This is a genomic window from Enterococcus sp. 12F9_DIV0723 (genome assembly GCF_002174375.1).
In the GTDB taxonomy this organism is placed as follows: domain Bacteria; phylum Bacillota; class Bacilli; order Lactobacillales; family Enterococcaceae; genus Enterococcus_A; species Enterococcus_A gilvus.
Genome location: NZ_NIBK01000001.1, coordinates 769,570 through 788,369, shown reverse-complemented (window position 1 = coordinate 788,369; position 18,800 = coordinate 769,570). Strand labels below are relative to the sequence as shown.

Here is an 18,800-nt window from a genome sequence, read left to right as displayed (position 1 = left end):
TTAAATTTGCGGCATTCTCTTTACGATCCTTTTTATTCTCTCGCTTGTTTTCTTTGCATTGAATAATCCGGTTCTTCACGATCGATCGTGTTTTTCCGTAATGAGAAACGAATAGGTACATAATCCAGCCCAGCTTTAGCAAAAGGATGGCAGCGCAAGATTCGAGCCGTCCCCATCAAAACTCCTTTAGGCGCCCCATGAACTTGAATTGCCTTAATCATATAGCTAGAACAAGAAGGATAATACCGACAAGAAGGCTGCTTCAGCGGAGATATGAACCGTTGATAGCCACGGACGAGTCCGATCAATCCTTTACCTATAAAACTCATATGTTCACCTCAACATTTCTGTTCCATACATGAATAGTTATTGTAAATCTTTCGCTGATAAACTGCAAAAAGTTGAACCAAAAAAGGATTGCACCCAGTATCGGAGCAACCCTCTTAGTTCAACTCTAACTTGTCATTGTTCACACGGTTAGTGAACAAATTCCAAAATATGCCGCCATACGCCAGGCATCAATACTTTAAAAGGGTTGCCGCCGCCCATTGCTCCGTAGCCGATCATACTGCCTACGACAAATAATAGGACCCCCGCAAGTAAAATGGCGACGATTCGAATCAAGCTACGTAAAATGTGTTCACCTGAACTCATACACCCACTCCTTAAGCTAAGACAGCTGTTGCGTTAGTCGGTTTCTTACTTTCATTATCTACCCGTTCAACATCTGCACCTAATAGTTGCAGTTTTGTATGGAATTGGTAATATCCACGATCCAAATATTTCAAGTTACGTACTCGGGTAATGCCATTTGCACGCAGACCAGCTAAAACAAGGGCTGCTGCTGCACGTAAATCTGTCGCATAAACTTCCGCACCTTGTAACTCTGTTCCACCTTTAATCAACGCTACATTATTGTCAATTTTGACCTGAGCATTCATACGTTGCATTTCTTCTAAATGTTGGAATCGATTTTCAAAAACAGTTTCCGTTGTGGTGCTGACACCATCAGCAACCAATTGGATCGCAGTCATTTGAGCCTGCATATCTGTTGGGAAGCCAGGGTGAGGCATCGTTTTGATATCTGTTGCTTTAAGCACTTTAGGACCAATCACACGCAATCCGTCGTTTTCTTCAGTAATCTTAACACCCATCTCGATCAATTTAGAGATCAAAGGGCGATTGTGTTCAGGAATTGCGCCATCGACCAATACATTGCCTTGAGTCATCGCAGCAGCAACCATGAATGTTCCAGCTTCAATACGATCCTGTACGATTGGGTGAGAGACCGCATGAAGATGATCTACCCCTTCAATACGCATTGTTTCTGTACCAGCACCGTGGATGCTCGCACCCATCTTATTCAAGAAGTTGGCAAGATCAACGATTTCAGGTTCGCGAGCAACGTTTTCGATCACAGTCGTTCCTTTTGCCTTTACAGCCGCCATCATAATATTTTGAGTTGCGCCTACACTTGGAAAGTCTAAATAGATCGTATCTCCAACTAGTTCATCAGCGATTGCTTCAATATAGCCATTTTTTTGGATGATTTTTGCACCTAGCGCTTGGAATCCTTTTAAATGCAAATCAATCGGGCGTTTGCCAATCGCACATCCACCTGGCATCGCAACTTTCGCATGTCCATTTCGAGCCAATAACGGTCCCATCACAACGATCGATGCCCGCATTTTACTTACATATTCATAAGGTGCTTCCACGTTTAATTGACGTGTTGCATCTACAGTAATTTCTTTTTTATCTTCGTTAAAAACGACGTCCGTATTCAAATAACGAATCACTTGATTCATGGTAAAAACATCAGATAAAATCGGAACATTACTTAATGTGGATGTTCCTTCCTCAGCTAATAAAGTCGCAGCTAAAATTGGCAGTACCGCATTTTTTGCTCCTTCAATATGTACTGTTCCATTTAATTGTTTGCCACCACGAACGATGATCTCTTCCATTGTATTCCCTCCAAAAAAGCTAATCGATTGCCTCATATATGTACCTTAACTAAATGTCAAAAATATATTTTTGCATAAAAGAATGATTTCTAAAAAAAACGTACTACAAGCAAATCCCAGCGCAATGGCTAACATCAGAATTGCAAGACGAACCTGAGTTTCTTTAAATGATTTAAACAGATTCTCTATGCGCAAAGATCTTAATGACCAAAAAGCCAAATAAATAAAAGAAAAATGCGACACGATCCGAACGATTGCATCAATTCCAAATACTTGCATTATTCGTTTGCTTTCAAAAAAAATCAACAGTTGGATTATATCACAGATTTATATAAAGAAGAACACTTTGCTCACTCAAAGAGCTGTATAGAAACTTTTAAAAAACTTAATATTTGTTCTTCAAAAAAAATCTATCTTCCTTATTCTAAAAAGGTCTTTTAAAAAAAATTGCCTATAAAAATTGCGCATTCTTTAGAGAATATCTTCTTCTCTGCGATAAAAAAACAAAAAAGTCTTTATTTTCCCTATCTCTCAATATTCTAAAATTCGATAAAAAAATAAAATGTTTATAGAAAAAGGTTGAATCGATGGTATCGATTCAACCTTATAAAGGTCAGTGCATCAAAATGCTTCCTATGATGCCTCCATTTTTAACGATGTTTTGACACTTTGATTCGATTCATAGCACGATGCAAAGCAACTTCGGCACGACTCAATTGGTCCGTGTCTTCCTTTTCACGCGCTTCTTGAATCCGCGCTTCCGCACGTTGTTTTGCTCTTTCAGCACGGGAAACGTCGATGTCGCGTTCACGTTCAGCCGTGTCCGCAATGATTGTGAGGACATTGTCCCGAACTTCCATGATCCCGCCGTTCACTGCAATCCAGTCTACATGTGTATCTGAATCTGTTCGACGAATACGAACTTCATCAATCGCAAGAGGCGCAATGATCGGTGCATGATTTGGTAAAATACCAATTTCACCAGCGACCGTTTTAGCAACGACGATGGTTGCATTATGATCATAGACATTGCCATCTGGAGTAACAACGTTCACTTGAAGAACTTTGTCTTTTTCTTGTTCCATCGGGCACCTCTTTCTAGTAGCCTAAAGTTTTCGCTTTTTCGATGACGTCTTCGATTGTCCCTACACTACGGAATGCATCTTCAGGAAGATCATCATATTTTCCTTCAAGGATTTCTTTAAAGCCTTCAACCGTTTTTTCAACAGGCACATACGAACCTGGCTGACCGGTGAATTGTTCAGCTACGTTAAAGTTTTGTGACAAGAAGAATTGGATACGACGAGCACGAGATACGATTACTTTTTCTTGGTCAGACAATTCATCCATTCCTAAGATTGCGATGATATCTTGTAATTCTCGGTAACGCTGCAACACACGTTGAACTTCTGTTGCCACGCGATAATGTTCTTCTCCTACGATTTCAGGTGCTAAAGCACTTGAAGAGGAAGCCAATGGGTCAACGGCTGGGTAGATCCCTTGTTCCGTTAGCTTACGTTCCAAGTTGGTTGTTGCATCCAAATGGGCGAAAGCTGTTGCTGGCGCAGGGTCAGAGTAGTCATCGGCGGGTACATAAATGGCTTGGATCGAAGTGATCGAGCCTTTTTTCGTTGACGTGATGCGTTCTTGTAATTGTCCCATTTCAGTTGCCAATGTGGGTTGGTATCCAACGGCTGACGGCATACGACCTAGCAAGGCAGAAACTTCTGATCCCGCTTGAGTGAAACGGAAGATGTTGTCGATAAACAGCAACACATCTTGTCCTTCTTCGTCACGGAAGTATTCAGCCAATGTCAAACCAGTCAAGGCAACACGCATACGTGCACCTGGCGGCTCATTCATTTGTCCGAACACCATGGCTGTTTTCTCAATAACGCCAGAGTCCTTCATTTCATAATAAAGGTCGTTTCCTTCACGTGTACGTTCGCCAACACCGGTAAATACAGAAATCCCACCATGTTCTTGAGCGATATTATGAATAAGTTCTTGAATCAAGACGGTTTTACCAACACCGGCACCACCGAATAATCCAACTTTACCACCTTTTAAGTAAGGGGCTAATAAGTCGATAACTTTGATCCCAGTTTCTAAAATTTCATTACTTGTACTAAGTTCTTCGAAGGTCGGTGCTTTCTTATGGATACCGCTTCTCTCTGCATCCTCTGGGAAAGGTGCCTCTTTATCAATTGTTTCCCCTAGAACGTTAAATACACGTCCCAAAGTCTCTTTACCTACGGGAACAGAGATAGATTTGCCAGTATCGACAACTTCCATTCCGCGTTGTAAACCATCAGTAGCTTCCATAGCGATTGTGCGGATAACACCATCACCAAGTTCCAAAGCAGCTTCAAGAACAACTTTTGTTTTATCATTTTTATAAACGATCAACGCATTGTTGATGTCTGGTAAGGATTGATCTAAAGAAAATTCCACGTCGACAACGGGACCAATAACTTGAACAATCTTGCCTGAACTCATGTTTTTTCCTCCAATCTCGAAATTATTCTAATGCGGAAGCCCCGCCGACAATTTCAGTAATCTCTTGGGTGATCGCCGCTTGACGAGCCCTATTGTATGAAATCGTTAAATCATCAATGATCGAACCCGCGTTATCTGTCGCAGTCTTCATTGCCGTCATCCCAGCAGCATGCTCCGCTGTTTTGGCATCAACGATGGCTCCATAAATCAAACTTTCAGCATATTGCGGAAGTAATTGATCAAGAATTGCTTCTTTTGAAGGTTCGAATAGATATTCTTCACGATACGTCTGTGCTTCAGTTGGGTCTAAGTCAGAAATAGGCAGCATTTTTTCTACCCGAAACTGGCTAGACAATGAATTGACGTGATGGTTATAGCATACGTACAATTCATCGAAGACTTGGTTTTCATACATACTGGTCGTCATGGAAACGATCTTTCGCACTTCTTCAAAGCTTGGTTGATCCGATAAATTGCGTAATTCATAGGCCAATTTAACACCACGAGCTTTGAAAAAGTCCGCCCCGGTTCCACCAATGGCTAACAAAACATATTCATCGGCAGAATCATGATCATCTTCAAGCATCGTCATGGTCTGTTTCAAGATTGAGCTGTTATACCCTCCGACCAAACCACCGTCAGAAGTAATCACAATATAGCCCGTTTTTTTAACCGGACGATTCAACAACATACTGTGGTAGTTGATTCCGCCTAATTCACGACCAGAATTGGCCAACTCGGTTAATTCACTTGCTGTTAAGTGCGTCAATACTTCACGTACTTTTGAAGCATAGAGTTGAAATTTTGCTGAGTAGGCTTCTGATTTCGTCAATTTAGATGCTGATACCATTTGCATAGCGTTGGTGATTTGACTAGTTTTCTTTGTCGATGCAATCCGTGTTTTGATTTCATTTAAGGATGCCATGATTTTTTCTCACCTCGATTATGCTTTTTCTTGGTTAGCTGAAGAAGCGTCAAAAATATCTTTGAACTCTTGGATCGCTCCATCTAGTTTCTCTGTATCTGGCAGATCCTTTGTATCACGAATTGTCGCAAATAGATCAGAGTGATTTGTTTCCAGATATTCAAATAATTGTGCTTCAAAATCTAAAATACTATTGACTGGAATACTATCAAGCACGCCATGAGTCAAGGCATAAAGGATCACTACTTGTTTTTCAACAGGAAGCGGATCATGAAGTTTTTGTTTCAATACTTCAACTGTTCGACGTCCACGATTTAGTTTTGCTTGCGTCGCTGCATCTAAATCAGAACCGAATTGAGTGAAGGCTTCTAATTCACGATAGCTGGCAAGGTCCAAACGAAGAGTCCCAGCAACTTTTTTCATTGCTTTGATTTGTGCGGAACCACCCACACGAGATACAGATAAACCAGCATCTACGGCTGGACGAATACCTGCGTAGAACAAATCATTTTCTAAGAAAATTTGTCCGTCAGTGATCGAGATGACGTTGGTTGGAATATATGCCGAAATATCTCCAGCTTGTGTTTCTACAAATGGCAAGGCCGTCAATGAACCGCCGCCTAATTCATCAGAAAGTTTTGCCGCACGTTCTAATAGACGTGAGTGCAAGTAAAAGACATCCCCTGGGTAAGCTTCACGACCTGGCGGACGACGTAATAGTAATGACAGTTCACGATAGGCAACGGCTTGTTTTGATAGATCATCAAAGACTACCAATACGTGTTTGCCATTATACATAAACTCTTCACCCATAGCTGTTCCAGCGTAAGGCGCAATAAATAATAGCGGTGCAGGTTGAGAGGCGCCCGCTGTTACGACGATTGTATAATCCATAGCACCATATTTACGCAATGTTTCTACTTGTGAACGTACCGTGGATTCTTTTTGTCCAATAGCCACATAAATACAAATCATATCTTGACCTTTTTGATTAATGATCGTATCAATAGCAATAGATGTCTTACCAGTCTTACGGTCACCGATAACTAATTCCCGTTGGCCGCGACCGATTGGAACTAATGCATCAATGGCCTTCAAACCTGTTTGCATAGGTTCTGACACAGATTTACGTTGCATAACGCCCGGAGCCATTGCTTCGACTGGACGTGTTTTACTTGTTTCAATAGGTCCCATACCATCAATTGGTTGACCTAAGGGGTTAACGACGCGTCCGATCATGTTATCCCCAACAGGGACTTCCATGATTTTACCGGTACGTTTTACTTTGTCTCCTTCACGAATGGACTCAAATTCACCTAGAACGATAATACCGACATCGTTGCTTTCTAAGTTTTGTGCCATTCCGTAAGAGCCGTTAGAAAACTCTAGTAGTTCTCCGCTCATTGCGTTTTCTAATCCATGGGCACGAGCGATTCCGTCCCCGACATATGTGACTGTTCCGATTTCCTCAACAGACAACTTATTATCATAATTTTGAATCTGTTCTTTGATTAAAGCACTGATTTCTTCTGCTTTGATGGCCATTCATTTCACCTCTTCTTCTCTACTTTTTACTAAGTGCTGCTCGTAGACCATTTAATTGGCTGGCGAGGCTGCCGTCGATCACTTGATGATCGGCTTCAACAATGACACCGCCGAGAATTGATTCATCAACAAACGGGGTTAACGTGGCCTTCTGGTAGCCAAAAACATCAGCGACTTTCGCTTCAAGCTCTTGTTTCTTATCTTCAGAGAGCGGAACAGCTGTTGTGACTGTTCCGTGTGCGATTTTATTTAATTCATCGTAACGACGTTCAAATTCATCAATCATGAATGGAAGATCGTCGCTGCGATTGTATTCAAAAACAACTAATAGAAAATTTTTGACGATCCCATCAAAGCCGCCAGTAAAAGCATCCATAATTGCTTTTTTCTCGGCGCCTTCTAAGCGAACATCCGTTAAAATATTTCCTAGATCAGGAATTTCTTTACAGATTGCTCGGACAGTCAGCAGCTCTTGATAAACAGCGTCCACAGCTTTATCTTCGATCGCCAGTTCAAATAAAGCCTTACCGTACCGTTTACCAACAGTGTATTTATCAAGCTTCATGTTTCGTGTTTCCCAACTTGTCCATATAGTTGTTGATCAAATCTTGATGAGCTTCTTGTGACAGCTCTTTACTCAAGATTTTTTCTGCGATTTGTAGAGAAAGTGTTGCCACATCATCTTTAACAGAAGTCAACGCATTTTCACGTTCGTCTTTGATTTCCGATTGCGCGCGATCTTTCAGACGCGTGACTTCTTCTTTTGTATCCTTAATGATGTTTTGGCGGCTTAATTCGCCACTCTCTTTCGCATTTTTAATAATATCTGCCGCATCACTACGGGAACTTGCCAACTGAGTTTCACGTTCTTTTTCCAGCTCAGCTGCTTTGATCCGAGAGTTTTCGGCAGAATCTAGATCATTGGCGATCTTGTCTTCGCGTTTTTTAAGGATGTCTTGAACAGCACCCCATGCGAAATGTTTTAATAGCGCCATTAGAATCACGAATGATAACGTAACGACGATTAAATTACCGAGCGTTGCATTGACAGCCTCAGCAATTACTAGATTCAGCATACTCGGTCTTCCTTTCTGTTCTTCTCCATTACAGAATCCTCAACTGGGATCTGCGCTCACCTCTATGATGAGACTCAACAAAAAAGCGTCGATTATTAACCTTGGAAAACCATCAACATACCTAATACGACACCCAGAATTGGCACAGCTTCGATCAAACCAACACCGATGAACATTGTAGAACGAATTTGACCTGACATTTCTGGTTGACGCGCCATTGATTCAATTGCCTTTGAGATTACTTGTCCGTTACCATAACCAGCCCCAATTGCGGCTCCCATGATTGCGATTCCTGCACCGATAAAGTTCATAATAATTTTCCTCCTAAAAGTGTGTGTGTGTGTGTGTGTTATTATTCTACCTCGATTTTATGACTGATATAAACCATAGATAGAGTGGTGAAAACAAATGCTTGGATACTACCAATAAATAGTGAGAATGCGATCCAAATCATTTCAAGTGGAATAGCGAACGGCAATGTCCACCATCCAGCGCTTGTGACCATACTTGCAATGAGTGAAAGCAATACTTCACCGGCAAAAACGTTCCCGTAAAGACGTAGCCCTAACGTGATAACATTTGTAAATTCTTCCATCAACTTAATAGGAAATAATCCTGTCGGTGTAAAGAAAGAATTTTTCACGTAACCACCAAACCCGAGTTTTTCTGTACCCAGATAATTTGCTAGGACCAATACGAGTAATGCCAATCCCATCGTTACAAAGGGGTTTGCAGTTGGACTCTTCCAAAACGTCACATTGTCTCCAGTGACGATCTTCGTGACGAGTCCGATTTGGTTTGCTACAAAAATAAATAAGAACAACGTAAATGAGAACAAACTAAAATTTCTGACTTCTTTACGAGGCATGTTGTCACCAACAATGTTCGTTGTAAAATCAATGACCCACTCAATTGCGTTTTGCTTTCCTTTGGGTTTCAATGATAGGTTGCGTGTAAATGCATAGACAAGGAAAAAGACAATTACGCATGTCACAATGATCATTGTCGTTACCGTACCATCAAACCATATGGGACCAATATGGAAAAACCAAGATTTTTCATCCAATCCAGTTCACCTCTCTTCCCAGCGACTCGCGTCAGCTAGTGCCTGCTTAGCGCTGCTCCTCAAAATACTATCGTATGTTACCACCAGAGAAAGAAAATTTCAAAGAATTTTCCTAAAAATTTCCGAATAAGTCGAGGTTAATTTCTCTCACGTTATTTTATTCCTCTTTTTCCTTCTCCAATAGCTGATTTAGCCCACAAAAAGGCTAGTATAGATTGTACCTAATCGTATCAAAATCCATTGTGAAGTAAAGAAATTCTCCCTAAATATGCGAAAAAGAATATTTTGCTAGCGCGAATAGTTTTTCAACGTTCGACTGATTTGACGATCCACGTCTTTACGCTTCAAACTTTCTCGTTTATCATATTGATGTTTTCCCTTGGCAACACCAATCAGAACCTTAGCGTAGCCATCTTTCAAGTACACTTTTAAGGGGACTAGTGTGATACCTGTCGTCTTAAGTTCGCCAGCTAAACGAGCGATTTGTTTTTTATGCATGAGCAGCTTGCGAGTTCGCAAAGGGTCGTGGTTAAAAATATTCCCCTGTTCATATGGACTAATATGAACATTGTATAAGAAAGCTTCACCATTTCGAATGCGCGCAAAGCCATCTTTTAAATTGATTCGGCTATTGCGAATGGCTTTTATTTCAGTTCCTTGCAGAACGATCCCTGCCTCGATCGTATCAATGATCGTATAATCGTGGCGTGCTTTTTTATTTTGTGCGACTAATTTTCCATCACCTTTTGGCATGTTATCCCTTCTTTCTGCCCGGTTTTTTCTTTTTGGCTACAGATTTGTAAAATGGTTTTTTTCCTTTTTTCTTTTTCTTGCCTTTTTCGTTGTTTTTATTCTCAACATTTTTACTATAGTGCTTTTCGCTAGTTTTATGATTGTTGCGGCCGCCGGTTGGCTTGCGTCGCTTATCACGACGGTTGTTGCTAGGAACCTCCAAAGAAGGAATCTCTTCTGCTTCTAAAAGTTCAAAATCGATCTCTCGTGTTTCTGGATCAGACTTCGTCACCTTTATTCGGACTTTTTGACCGATTTTAAAGGTTTGACGTGTACGCTCACCGACTAACGCCAATTGGTTTTCAATAAAATGGAAGTAATCCTGTTTCAATTCGTTTAGATGGATCATTCCCTCTACCGTATTTGGAAGCTCAATGAAGATACCAAATTTGGTGACTGAACTGATAAGTCCATCAAATTCTTCTCCAACTTTTTCTGCCATATATTCGGCTTTTTTCATGCTGTCGACTTCTCGTTCAGCGTCCACTGCACGTCGTTCCATCTTCGAACTATGATTAGCGATGTCTGGTAGTTTTTCTGCCCATTTTTCTTGAGTTGTTTCACTTTGATCTTGGCTATACGTCCGAATCAAGCGATGGACGATCAAATCGGGGTAACGTCGGATCGGTGACGTGAAATGCGTGTAGTATTCCGCTGCCAATCCGTAATGCCCATAATTATCCTCGGAGTAACGTGCTTGCTGCATACTACGCAATAACATCGTATTAATAACTGCTGCTTCCGGTTTATCTCCCACGTCATGGATTACTTGTTGAAGATCCTTCGGGGTGATCGTATTTTTTGTTCCTTTGACTAAAATACCCAGTGCTGCTGCAAAATCAAAGAAACGCTGCATTTTTTCTTCTTTTGGTTGTTCATGAATTCGATAGATGAATGGTACCTTCAATCGATTGAAATGCTCAGCAACGGTTTCATTCGCCGCCAACATGAACGATTCAATCAAGCGTTCGCCAACACCTCGATCTCGCAATTCAATATCCAGCGGGCGTCCTTCAGGATCAACAAGAATTTTAGCTTCTCTGTCCTCAAAGTTAATTGCCCCGCGGCGACTACGACGTTCTTCAAGAATTAGATGCAGTTCTTTCATCAAATGAAACATCGGAACTAGGTCACGGTAGCGTTCAGTCGTTTCTGCATCGTCTTCTTCTAAAATTTCATTTACCGCTGAATACGTCATTCGTTCGGTCGTTTGGATCACACTTTGAAAAATCTCATGATGAACAATCGTCCCACTTGGATCAATCTCCATCTCACAGCTCATAGTCAAGCGTGGTACTTGAGGATTCAAGGAGCAAATACCATTTGATAAACGTTGCGGGATCATGGGAATTACTCGGTCCGTCAAGTAGACACTAGTTCCACGTTCGAACGCTTCTTTATCCAAGATGCTGTCTTCCGTCACATAGTAAGAAACATCCGCGATGTGTACCCCTAAAAAGTAATTTCCATTATCTAGTTTACGGACCGTCACAGCGTCATCCAAATCTTTTGCATCCGCTCCATCAATGGTCACGATCTGTTGATCCCGTAAATCACGGCGGCCTACTAAATCAGATGCAGCGATTTTATCAGGGACTTCTTCAGAAGCTGATTGAACCTCTTCTGGAAATTGGGTTGGGATTCCTTGAGCAATCACGATCGACAATATATCCATGCCTGGATCATTTTTATGACCAATTACCTTTGTGATCATCCCCTCAAGACTTGTTGCATATCCCTTCTCAGGATAATGAGTGATCTCAACGATCACGACACTGCCATCCACTGGTTGAATGCCTTCCGCCGCAATAAAAACCTTAAATTGCGCACTTTTTTTATCCTTCGGTGTTACATAACCGAATAAATCAGATTCCGCAATTTCATCCACATCAAAAGCTGTAAACTCACCAACAAGTTGCTGAATCTTCCGTTCTTTAATAGAAACAACACGGCCTTCCGCACCACGATCTGAAAACAGATCCGCCGTTTTTTGGATGTCGATCATGACAATGTCACCATCCATCGCAAAATTAGTCGCTTCTTTCGGGATAAAAATATCCGGTTCCTCTGGATCAATCGTCACGAAACCAAAGCCTCGTTCGTTGCGACGAAAAATCCCTTCCACTTCGATTGGCTGAAAAGGCAACTTGATGTGCCCTTTTTTGTTAAATTCTAGTGCTTTCTCTCTTTCAAGCTGCGCCACTGTTTGGACTAATCGTTTATAATCCTCGCTTTTACGCATATCTAAAACTTCTGCTAATTCTTCCATTGAAAGACTTTTTTTGTTGGCTGCCTTCAAGCCAGCTAGTATTTCTGATTTAATTGTTTTTCTCTCCATTATCTTCTCTCCAACCAAGACTGGCTAAAAAATTTACCACGTCTTGTTCTAATTGTCTTCTTTCTGGGCCCACGGTGATCACGTGACTGCTCTCAGGATACCAATTCAAGCTGAATGATGTCTGACGCAATTGGCTCGCTGTTTGAAATACCCCTTCCGCTTCAATCATTTCATCTTGTCCTGCCTGTGCCATAAAGAAAGGCCGAGTGATTGCAGCTAAGTTTTCATAAGCAATTAACGCTTGATCTTCGATGGCCTTTAACTGATCTTCTACCAATGGGCGATAACTGTCAATTTTCTCTCTTGTCGCTTCCTTGCCTGATCGATCCAATACTTGCTTCGCATATAATAGAAAATTTTCAGTCACATTCGTTTTAACTGGGGCAATAGGGGAACAAAAAAAGCCGCCGCCAAGAAAGTTTTCTGGCATCTTACTTAATAAGCGAGTCGCGAAAATCCCTCCCATTGAAAGCCCGAAAACAGCGATTTCCTGATATCCTTTTGACTTCAAGTACGCTACCCCGTTTTGAGTGTCTTCCCACCATTGTTCGGCAGACTTCTCAAGAATATCTAATGGGTCGATGGTCCCGTGTCCACTATATAAGGGTGCATAAACTGTATAATTCCATTTTTCCAAATAACGTGCCATCATTCGCACGTCATTTGGACTGCCAGAATACGCGTGCAACAGTAGGACCGCTCGTTTTCCATTCGGCAAAAACAACGACTTTGGCGGTTGAATCATCTTTTTCACTCTCCACTCATTCAATTTCATACGCAGACACCTCACTATCCGTATTAGGTCCTTTCGCCAGAAAATAATCCGTTGACCCTTGATTGTAAGTGCCGCCTGCCTTTCTCTCTTACCTTAAAGTGTACTTGATTTAATACAAATACAAAATAAAAAAGACCTCTCACGCGAGAGGCCGGTTTTATTTGCTTGATAAAAACATTAATACGAAGAGCAAAACCATCCAGATCACACCTAGAATCGCTGTTGATCGTTGCATCACAGCTTCAAAGCCGCGCGCTTTTTGCTTTCCGAATAATTGATCTGCACCGCCAGTAAAAGCACTCGCAGCACTATTTTGTTTGCTAGGTTGCATCATAATCGTAATAACGATGATTACTGATAAAACTAAGATAACACCCAAAATAAAATTATACAAAAGATGACCCTCCTTATTTCCAAACTACCTCGATTTTACTTTAGCACAATTGAGGTCATTTGACTAGGGACGTGAGATACTTATTTTCTTAAAACATCTGCATATTCTGGTTTTTCATCAAACTCTTTTTTTGCGAATGGGCATAATGGGATGATTTTTTTATCATCTTTACGTGCTTTTTCAACACCGGCAGCAACTAATTTTTCTGCCAAGCCTTGTCCGCGATACGTTGGATCGACAAATGTATGATCAATGATCATAATTTCTGGACCAGCATTTGACCATGTCATTTCTCCTGCCTCTTCATTTTGATCGTTCAATAAGACAAAGCGTTCTTTTTCTTCTTTGATTTCCATAATGATTCTCCTTGCTCTACTTTATTTGTTTCCCTTACTTCTTAACAACATATTTCAAGGCGCCGCTTGGACAAGTATCCACGACATAACTAGCATTTTCAACACTGCCATTGTCTGGAATAATCCAGGGTCTGCGTCCCACCTCAAAAATTTCTGGATTGCCTCTTACACAGTTCCCAATGTGCGCGCAAATATCCTTGTTATAATAAATATCAATGCCCTCACCATGATACTTGCGATAGCCCTTGGCCAATAAGTCTTCTTCATTGACCGGCTCATGATCAAATTTGCTTCCGTCCATTTTTTATCACTTCCTTTAAGTAAGATTATAATGGGAATTAAGAAAAATTTATACTAACTCGTCTTATTAAACCAAAAGTTCAATCAGTGTCTGCATCGCGTGATACGCATCCGTTTGATCAGGAAAGGCTAAAATAAAGTGCCGTCCTCCAACCGTTTCAACGATCAGTTCGAATATTCCCTCGTGCTGACGAATAGAAAATGGCTTCAAGCTATCCGTTGTATAATAAATATTTCGCGGCTCTTTTGTTAAATCGTCTTCTTCCAGTACATACAATCCACGACTAGAAAAAATCAGGAAATGGGCTTTCTGATCTTCGTAAATAGCTAATTGATTTAGACCTTCATCAGGAAACAACGCCCGCAGCTGTGCCTGCAACAGTAAGAAGCTAGTCTCCTTCATGAACAGCTCCTCTTACTTGGAATGGCGGTATCTCGTTGTTCAAGTATTTTTCTCCTAATTCGTAATAATGCTCCGCATTTTTGCGGTTGCTACTGATTTCTTCCGGTGTCAATTGACGAATCACGCGTGCTGGTGATCCAAATGCTAGCGAGTTCGGCGGAATCACTGTTCCTTCTGTTACTAATGACCCCGCACCGATCAGACTATTTTCGCCAATTTCTGCATGATTCAAAATCGTTGACCCCATCCCGATCAACGCCCCGCTATGGATCGTACACCCATGAATAATACACGCGTGTCCAATTGTGACATATTCTCCGATCGAAGTAGGAGCATCATGATCCACATGTACAATCGTTCCATCCTGCACATTGCTCATTTCTCCAATAGCGATCGTGTTGCTATCTCCTCTTAAAACGCTTTGAAACCAAATCGTTGCGCCCTTTTCTATGGTTACATCGCCATAAACATCCGCGCTGGATGCGATAAAATTAGCCATTCCTTTTCCTCCAATTCTCTTTCTGCTATCCTTGATCCTTCTCTTATCTAAACTTTTGTTGTCCAAATAAGTATAGCATTTATCCATTGACTCTTCCTTACCTAAGCAGTGTATGAATAAAAGTAAAAAGCCAGATTCTTCTGCATTCTCATCGTTGATGGAAGCAGAAGCACCTGGCTCTCTAGTTATCTATTGAAATATTCTAGTATCTTTTAAATGAGCCTTCCTTTTATTCCGCTTCTTCCATGAACTGGCTATTGTATAGCTGTTCATAGAATCCCCCTTGGGCCAGAAGTTCATTGTGGGTACCATGCTCAATGATTTGACCATCCTTCATAACTAAAATATGGTCTGCATCACGAATCGTTGATAACCGGTGGGCAATTACAAAACTCGTGCGCCCTTGCATGACACGATCCATTGCTTTTTGGATCAATCCTTCTAAACGAGTATCCACCGAGCTTGTTGCTTCATCCAGAATGAGAATCTTAGGATCAGAGATAACTGCTCTAGCAATGGTCAATAATTGTTTTTGTCCAAGAGAAACATTGTCTCCCTCTGAATTGATTTCCATATCATACCCATCAGGCATCGTTCGAATAAAATGATCCACATTTGCTGTTTTAGCCGCATCGACTACTTCATAATCCGTAGCCTCTAAGCGTCCAAAGCGAATATTGTCTCCGATCGTTCCTTCGTATAACCAAGCATCTTGCAATACCATACCAAATAAGGAACGAACATCCGAACGATTCATTTCTTGTGTGTTTACACCATCAATCAAGATGCGTCCACTGGTGATATCGTAAAACCGCATCAGCAAATTAATCAACGTCGTCTTACCTGCACCTGTCGGACCAACGATAGCGACTGTTTCCCCCGCTTTGACTTCGAAGCTTAAATCCTCGATCAACGGCTTCTTCGGATCGTAACTGAATCTTACATGATCAAAAACAACATTTCCGTGTACCGGTTCTGGTAAAGGCAGATCCTGCTCGTTTAATTCTTCCTCTGGTTCATCTAATATTTCAAAAACTCGTTTAGCTGAAGCCGATGCACTTTGGATCATTGAAGACAGTTGGGTGATTTCCCCCATTGGCTGACTAACTTGCCAAATGTATTGAATAAAGGCTTGAAGCTGCCCTACTAAAATCACACCGTGAATAACATTCCAACTTCCCAAAATAGCCATCGCGATGTACGTTGCATAAGCGGTCAACTGAACCAACGGCTGCATCAAGCTTGATACAAAGGCCGCGCGGAAACCATAGCGTCGAAGCTCATGATTGACTTCGCTAAAGCCAGCCAAGGTTTCTTTTTCACGTCCATACAATTTTAAAACGCTAAAGCCAGTCATATTTTCCTGTACATAGCCGTTCAATTCACCCAATGAATTTTGCATTCCTTGGAAATCCTTCTGTGACACTTGAACGATTTTTCGAGAAACAACAATGGATAACGGAATCATGATCAATGATAAGACCGCCATCATGGGATTGATGTAAAACATCATAGCAACTGCTAACAAAATACCTAAGACAGCATTGATAGATTTGATGATGGCTTGCTGCATCGCATTACTCACTGCATCCACGTCGTTCGTTACACGTGAGAGAATGTTTCCTTGTTGGTTTCGATCAAAATAGGAAACTGGCAACCGATTAATCTTGGCTTCAATATCTTCACGCAAATCACGCATTGCAGATTGTACAACATTTGCCATCAGCCAGCCTGTTCCTAATTGCGTACAACTATAGGCAATCCCCACAATCACGATGACGACTAACCATTTAAAGACATAGTCAAAGTTTACAGCCTCGCCCTGCATGATGTTTTTACTAACTTCAGTTGTAGGCAGACCTGTCAAATAAGGCATCCAGGTTCCTAGAATCAAGGTTCCAATAGCCAGTATCAAGACCAAAATAAATGATTTTTTGTAAGGATTAATATAGTGCATCAACCGCTTTAAAGAAGAAGTGTATTTTCTCATGCTAATTCCTCCTTCGTTAATTGAGAAGCAGCAATATCATAATAAATTGGACAACTATCTAATAACTCACGATGAGTACCTATTCCTACAACATCGCCCTCGTTCAACACAACGATCTTATCCGCGTGCATAATCGTACCTACACGTTGCGCAACTATTAATACCGCGCATTCTGTCGTTTCCTTTTTCAATCGAGCACGCAGTTTTGCATCGGTTTGATAATCCAACGCTGAGAAGCTATCATCAAAAATATAAATCTCCGGTTTGCGGATCACCGCGCGGGCAATCGCTAAACGCTGCTTCTGACCACCAGAGAAATTATTTCCACCCTCTGATAATTCTTCTTGGTAGCCATCAGGTTTCTGAGCGATGAACTCTGAGGCTTGCGCAATCTCTGCGGCCTGTTCCATCTCGGCTTGTGTCGCATCTTCTTTCCCGTAACGAAGATTATCCGCGATCGTTCCAGTAAATAATTGTGCTTTTTGCGGGATATAACCAATCTTGTTACGTAGATCCTTCAATTGATACTCTCTTACATCCATTCCATCGACTAACACTTGTCCTTCTGTCACATCGTAAAATCGAGGGATCAATTGAATCAAGGTTGATTTCCCAGATCCAGTACTCCCGATAAAAGCAACTGTCTCACCTGGCTTGGCTGTAAAGCTGACATTTCGAATCACCGGACTTTCTGCATGTCCCGGATATGCAAATGTCACATCACGAAACTCCAAAGAGCTTTTTTCTGTTGGTTCAGCTGTTTTTTCAGGATTGTCTTTGATTAATGGGTCCATATCAAAGGCTTCTTGAATACGCAATGCGGATACATTGGCCCGCGGATACATCATGAAGACTGTCGCAAACAGCATGAAAGAAAACAGCGCATGGAAAATGTACTCGATAAAAGCGATCAACGTTCCGACTTCTAAAGCACCCTGGTTGATCTGAACGGTCCCGTTCCAAATAATCAGAACCATGACAATATTAAATAGAAAGAAAAATCCAGGCTGTGCTACTGCCATTAAATGAAATAGACTCTTCGAACTATTCGTGTAGGCATCATTGACGAATTTGAAACGCATTTCTTCAAATTTTTCATTCACAAAAGCGCGTATTACCCGTAAGCCAGAAAGATTCTCACGTAAAATTCCGTTAATATTATCTAAATTATTCTGCTGTTTTGTAGATAAGGGCTCTGAATACTTCGCAATTAAAATAACTGCTAATAACAAGATAGGCAGCGCCAACAAAACATAAATACCCAAACCAGGACTCGTCCGCATGATCAAATACAAGCTCATTCCGAACATCATTGGAGTCATGAAGCCGGTCGTCAGGATGTTTTGCATGAAGAGCATGATCTGATACGCGTCATTTGTTGTTCTAGTAATTAACGAAGGAACACCAATCTGCTCATATTCCGAATGGGAGAAGGTCTGAACTTTCTCAAAAAGGTCGTCCCGAATATCAGCCACCATTCTAGATGTAATCTGAGAACTGAAGTAACGTAATGAAATACTCATGATGATCCCGATCACTGTTATCACAATCATCACGATCCCCATCTTACGTACATAGTCAAAATCGTTATTTCCAATTCCTTTATCAATCATCATGGCTAATATCGTCGGCAACCCCAACTCGATCAAAATAAATCCAAAAACACTGATGAAATCTAACAATAATAGCTTTTTGTAGCGCAAGGTATACCGCAACATCAACTTCATTTTTATTCGCCTCTCTCTATAACGTAATGACTCCAATATAGCATAAAAATATTGCTTCTGCCTGCTCAGTAATACGTTCTTTTTAATTTTATTTTTAAACTTTCTGAAAATTTCTTAGGATTCGTCATTTCAATTCTTAGTTTCTATA

At 41.1% G+C, this 18,800-nt stretch carries 22 protein-coding genes; all 22 read right to left on the bottom strand.

Annotated features, from left to right (window positions below; genetic code table 11):
• Positions 1-32 precede the first annotated feature (32 nt).
• Positions 33-329 (bottom strand): membrane protein insertion efficiency factor YidD, encoded by a 297-nt coding sequence (gene yidD, locus A5868_RS03860; RefSeq protein ID WP_435934052.1) that lies wholly within the window; start codon positions 327-329, stop codon positions 33-35.
• 148 nt (positions 330-477) lie between these two features.
• Entirely contained in the window at positions 478-654 is a 177-nt protein-coding gene (locus A5868_RS03855; protein WP_010781583.1) for a DNA-directed RNA polymerase subunit beta, read from the bottom strand.
• Positions 655-665: 11 nt separating this feature from the next.
• Positions 666-1,967, bottom strand: a complete 1,302-nt coding sequence (gene murA / locus A5868_RS03850; RefSeq protein WP_010781584.1) for a UDP-N-acetylglucosamine 1-carboxyvinyltransferase — start codon at positions 1,965-1,967, stop codon at positions 666-668.
• A gap of 45 nt (positions 1,968-2,012) precedes the next feature.
• Positions 2,013-2,246: a DUF1146 family protein gene (locus tag A5868_RS03845; RefSeq protein ID WP_086305503.1), complete on the bottom strand. Its 234-nt coding sequence runs from the start codon at positions 2,244-2,246 to the stop codon at positions 2,013-2,015.
• Positions 2,247-2,617: 371 nt separating this feature from the next.
• The gene (locus A5868_RS03840) at positions 2,618-3,052 is read right to left on the bottom strand and encodes a F0F1 ATP synthase subunit epsilon (protein ID WP_010781586.1); all 435 of its coding nucleotides are present in this window, start codon (positions 3,050-3,052) and stop codon (positions 2,618-2,620) included.
• A gap of 13 nt (positions 3,053-3,065) precedes the next feature.
• Entirely contained in the window at positions 3,066-4,466 is a 1,401-nt protein-coding gene (atpD, locus tag A5868_RS03835) for a F0F1 ATP synthase subunit beta (RefSeq protein WP_010781587.1), read from the bottom strand.
• Positions 4,467-4,488: 22 nt separating this feature from the next.
• Entirely contained in the window at positions 4,489-5,394 is a 906-nt protein-coding gene (locus A5868_RS03830; protein ID WP_044926041.1) for a F0F1 ATP synthase subunit gamma, read from the bottom strand.
• A gap of 15 nt (positions 5,395-5,409) precedes the next feature.
• Entirely contained in the window at positions 5,410-6,936 is a 1,527-nt protein-coding gene (gene atpA, locus A5868_RS03825; protein WP_010781589.1) for a F0F1 ATP synthase subunit alpha, read from the bottom strand.
• Positions 6,937-6,955: 19 nt separating this feature from the next.
• On the bottom strand, positions 6,956-7,501 hold the full coding sequence (gene atpH / locus A5868_RS03820; protein WP_010781590.1) for an ATP synthase F1 subunit delta: 546 nt from the start codon (positions 7,499-7,501) through the stop codon (positions 6,956-6,958).
• Positions 7,491-8,012, bottom strand: a complete 522-nt coding sequence (atpF, locus tag A5868_RS03815; protein WP_086305502.1) for a F0F1 ATP synthase subunit B — start codon at positions 8,010-8,012, stop codon at positions 7,491-7,493. The genes atpH and atpF overlap by 11 nt, the downstream gene beginning before the upstream one ends.
• Positions 8,013-8,107: 95 nt before the next feature.
• On the bottom strand, positions 8,108-8,323 hold the full coding sequence (gene atpE, locus A5868_RS03810) for an ATP synthase F0 subunit C (RefSeq protein ID WP_010746753.1): 216 nt from the start codon (positions 8,321-8,323) through the stop codon (positions 8,108-8,110).
• Positions 8,324-8,364: 41 nt separating this feature from the next.
• Complete coding sequence (gene atpB, locus A5868_RS03805) at positions 8,365-9,078, bottom strand: F0F1 ATP synthase subunit A (protein WP_010781593.1); 714 nt, start codon at positions 9,076-9,078, stop codon at positions 8,365-8,367.
• Between the two features lie 288 nt (positions 9,079-9,366).
• A complete protein-coding gene (gene smpB, locus A5868_RS03800; protein WP_010781594.1) occupies positions 9,367-9,831 on the bottom strand; it encodes an SsrA-binding protein SmpB in 465 nt (154 codons plus the stop codon).
• A 1-nt stretch (position 9,832) separates the two neighbouring features.
• Positions 9,833-12,208, bottom strand: a complete 2,376-nt coding sequence (rnr, locus tag A5868_RS03795) for a ribonuclease R (protein ID WP_086305501.1) — start codon at positions 12,206-12,208, stop codon at positions 9,833-9,835.
• Positions 12,189-12,953: an alpha/beta hydrolase gene (locus A5868_RS03790; RefSeq protein WP_086305763.1), complete on the bottom strand. Its 765-nt coding sequence runs from the start codon at positions 12,951-12,953 to the stop codon at positions 12,189-12,191. The genes rnr and A5868_RS03790 overlap by 20 nt, the downstream gene beginning before the upstream one ends.
• Positions 12,954-13,140: 187 nt before the next feature.
• Positions 13,141-13,377: a preprotein translocase subunit SecG gene (gene secG, locus A5868_RS03785; protein ID WP_010781597.1), complete on the bottom strand. Its 237-nt coding sequence runs from the start codon at positions 13,375-13,377 to the stop codon at positions 13,141-13,143.
• A gap of 80 nt (positions 13,378-13,457) precedes the next feature.
• Complete coding sequence (locus tag A5868_RS03780) at positions 13,458-13,733, bottom strand: GNAT family N-acetyltransferase (RefSeq protein WP_010781598.1); 276 nt, start codon at positions 13,731-13,733, stop codon at positions 13,458-13,460.
• Between the two features lie 34 nt (positions 13,734-13,767).
• Entirely contained in the window at positions 13,768-14,034 is a 267-nt protein-coding gene (locus A5868_RS03775) for a (4Fe-4S)-binding protein (RefSeq protein WP_010781599.1), read from the bottom strand.
• A 66-nt stretch (positions 14,035-14,100) separates the two neighbouring features.
• A complete protein-coding gene (locus A5868_RS03770) occupies positions 14,101-14,436 on the bottom strand; it encodes a hypothetical protein (RefSeq protein ID WP_086305500.1) in 336 nt (111 codons plus the stop codon).
• Positions 14,423-14,935, bottom strand: coding sequence for a gamma carbonic anhydrase family protein (locus A5868_RS03765; protein WP_086305499.1), 513 nt, complete (start codon positions 14,933-14,935; stop codon positions 14,423-14,425). Before A5868_RS03765 ends, A5868_RS03770 begins: the two co-directional genes overlap by 14 nt.
• A 229-nt stretch (positions 14,936-15,164) precedes the next feature.
• Positions 15,165-16,925 (bottom strand): ABC transporter ATP-binding protein, encoded by a 1,761-nt coding sequence (locus A5868_RS03760; RefSeq protein ID WP_086305498.1) that lies wholly within the window; start codon positions 16,923-16,925, stop codon positions 15,165-15,167.
• Positions 16,922-18,652 (bottom strand): ABC transporter ATP-binding protein, encoded by a 1,731-nt coding sequence (locus A5868_RS03755; RefSeq protein ID WP_010781603.1) that lies wholly within the window; start codon positions 18,650-18,652, stop codon positions 16,922-16,924. The genes A5868_RS03760 and A5868_RS03755 overlap by 4 nt, the downstream gene beginning before the upstream one ends.
• Positions 18,653-18,800: the final 148 nt, after the last annotated feature.

Bases quoted from the DNA above. Each gene is read 5' to 3' on its own strand.
- atpF (WP_086305502.1), bottom strand. From the start codon at position 8,012: ATGCTGAATCTAGTAATTGCTGAGGCTGTCAATGCAACGCTCGGTAAT.
- A5868_RS03775 (WP_010781599.1), bottom strand. From the start codon at position 14,034: ATGGACGGAAGCAAATTTGATCATGAGCCGGTCAATGAAGAAGACTTA.
- smpB (WP_010781594.1), bottom strand. From the start codon at position 9,831: ATGCCAAAAGGTGATGGAAAATTAGTCGCACAAAATAAAAAAGCACGC.
- yidD (WP_435934052.1), bottom strand. From the start codon at position 329: ATGAGTTTTATAGGTAAAGGATTGATCGGACTCGTCCGTGGCTATCAA.
- murA (WP_010781584.1), bottom strand. From the start codon at position 1,967: ATGGAAGAGATCATCGTTCGTGGTGGCAAACAATTAAATGGAACAGTA.
- atpD (WP_010781587.1), bottom strand. From the start codon at position 4,466: ATGAGTTCAGGCAAGATTGTTCAAGTTATTGGTCCCGTTGTCGACGTG.
- atpE (WP_010746753.1), bottom strand. From the start codon at position 8,323: ATGAACTTTATCGGTGCAGGAATCGCAATCATGGGAGCCGCAATTGGG.
- A5868_RS03765 (WP_086305499.1), bottom strand. From the start codon at position 14,935: ATGGCTAATTTTATCGCATCCAGCGCGGATGTTTATGGCGATGTAACC.
- atpH (WP_010781590.1), bottom strand. From the start codon at position 7,501: ATGAAGCTTGATAAATACACTGTTGGTAAACGGTACGGTAAGGCTTTA.
- rnr (WP_086305501.1), bottom strand. From the start codon at position 12,208: ATGGAGAGAAAAACAATTAAATCAGAAATACTAGCTGGCTTGAAGGCA.
- A5868_RS03855 (WP_010781583.1), bottom strand. From the start codon at position 654: ATGAGTTCAGGTGAACACATTTTACGTAGCTTGATTCGAATCGTCGCC.
- A5868_RS03760 (WP_086305498.1), bottom strand. From the start codon at position 16,925: ATGAGAAAATACACTTCTTCTTTAAAGCGGTTGATGCACTATATTAAT.
- A5868_RS03755 (WP_010781603.1), bottom strand. From the start codon at position 18,652: ATGAAGTTGATGTTGCGGTATACCTTGCGCTACAAAAAGCTATTATTG.
- A5868_RS03770 (WP_086305500.1), bottom strand. From the start codon at position 14,436: ATGAAGGAGACTAGCTTCTTACTGTTGCAGGCACAGCTGCGGGCGTTG.
- A5868_RS03790 (WP_086305763.1), bottom strand. From the start codon at position 12,953: ATGATTCAACCGCCAAAGTCGTTGTTTTTGCCGAATGGAAAACGAGCG.
- A5868_RS03780 (WP_010781598.1), bottom strand. From the start codon at position 13,733: ATGGAAATCAAAGAAGAAAAAGAACGCTTTGTCTTATTGAACGATCAA.
- A5868_RS03840 (WP_010781586.1), bottom strand. From the start codon at position 3,052: ATGGAACAAGAAAAAGACAAAGTTCTTCAAGTGAACGTTGTTACTCCA.
- A5868_RS03845 (WP_086305503.1), bottom strand. From the start codon at position 2,246: ATGCAAGTATTTGGAATTGATGCAATCGTTCGGATCGTGTCGCATTTT.
- atpA (WP_010781589.1), bottom strand. From the start codon at position 6,936: ATGGCCATCAAAGCAGAAGAAATCAGTGCTTTAATCAAAGAACAGATT.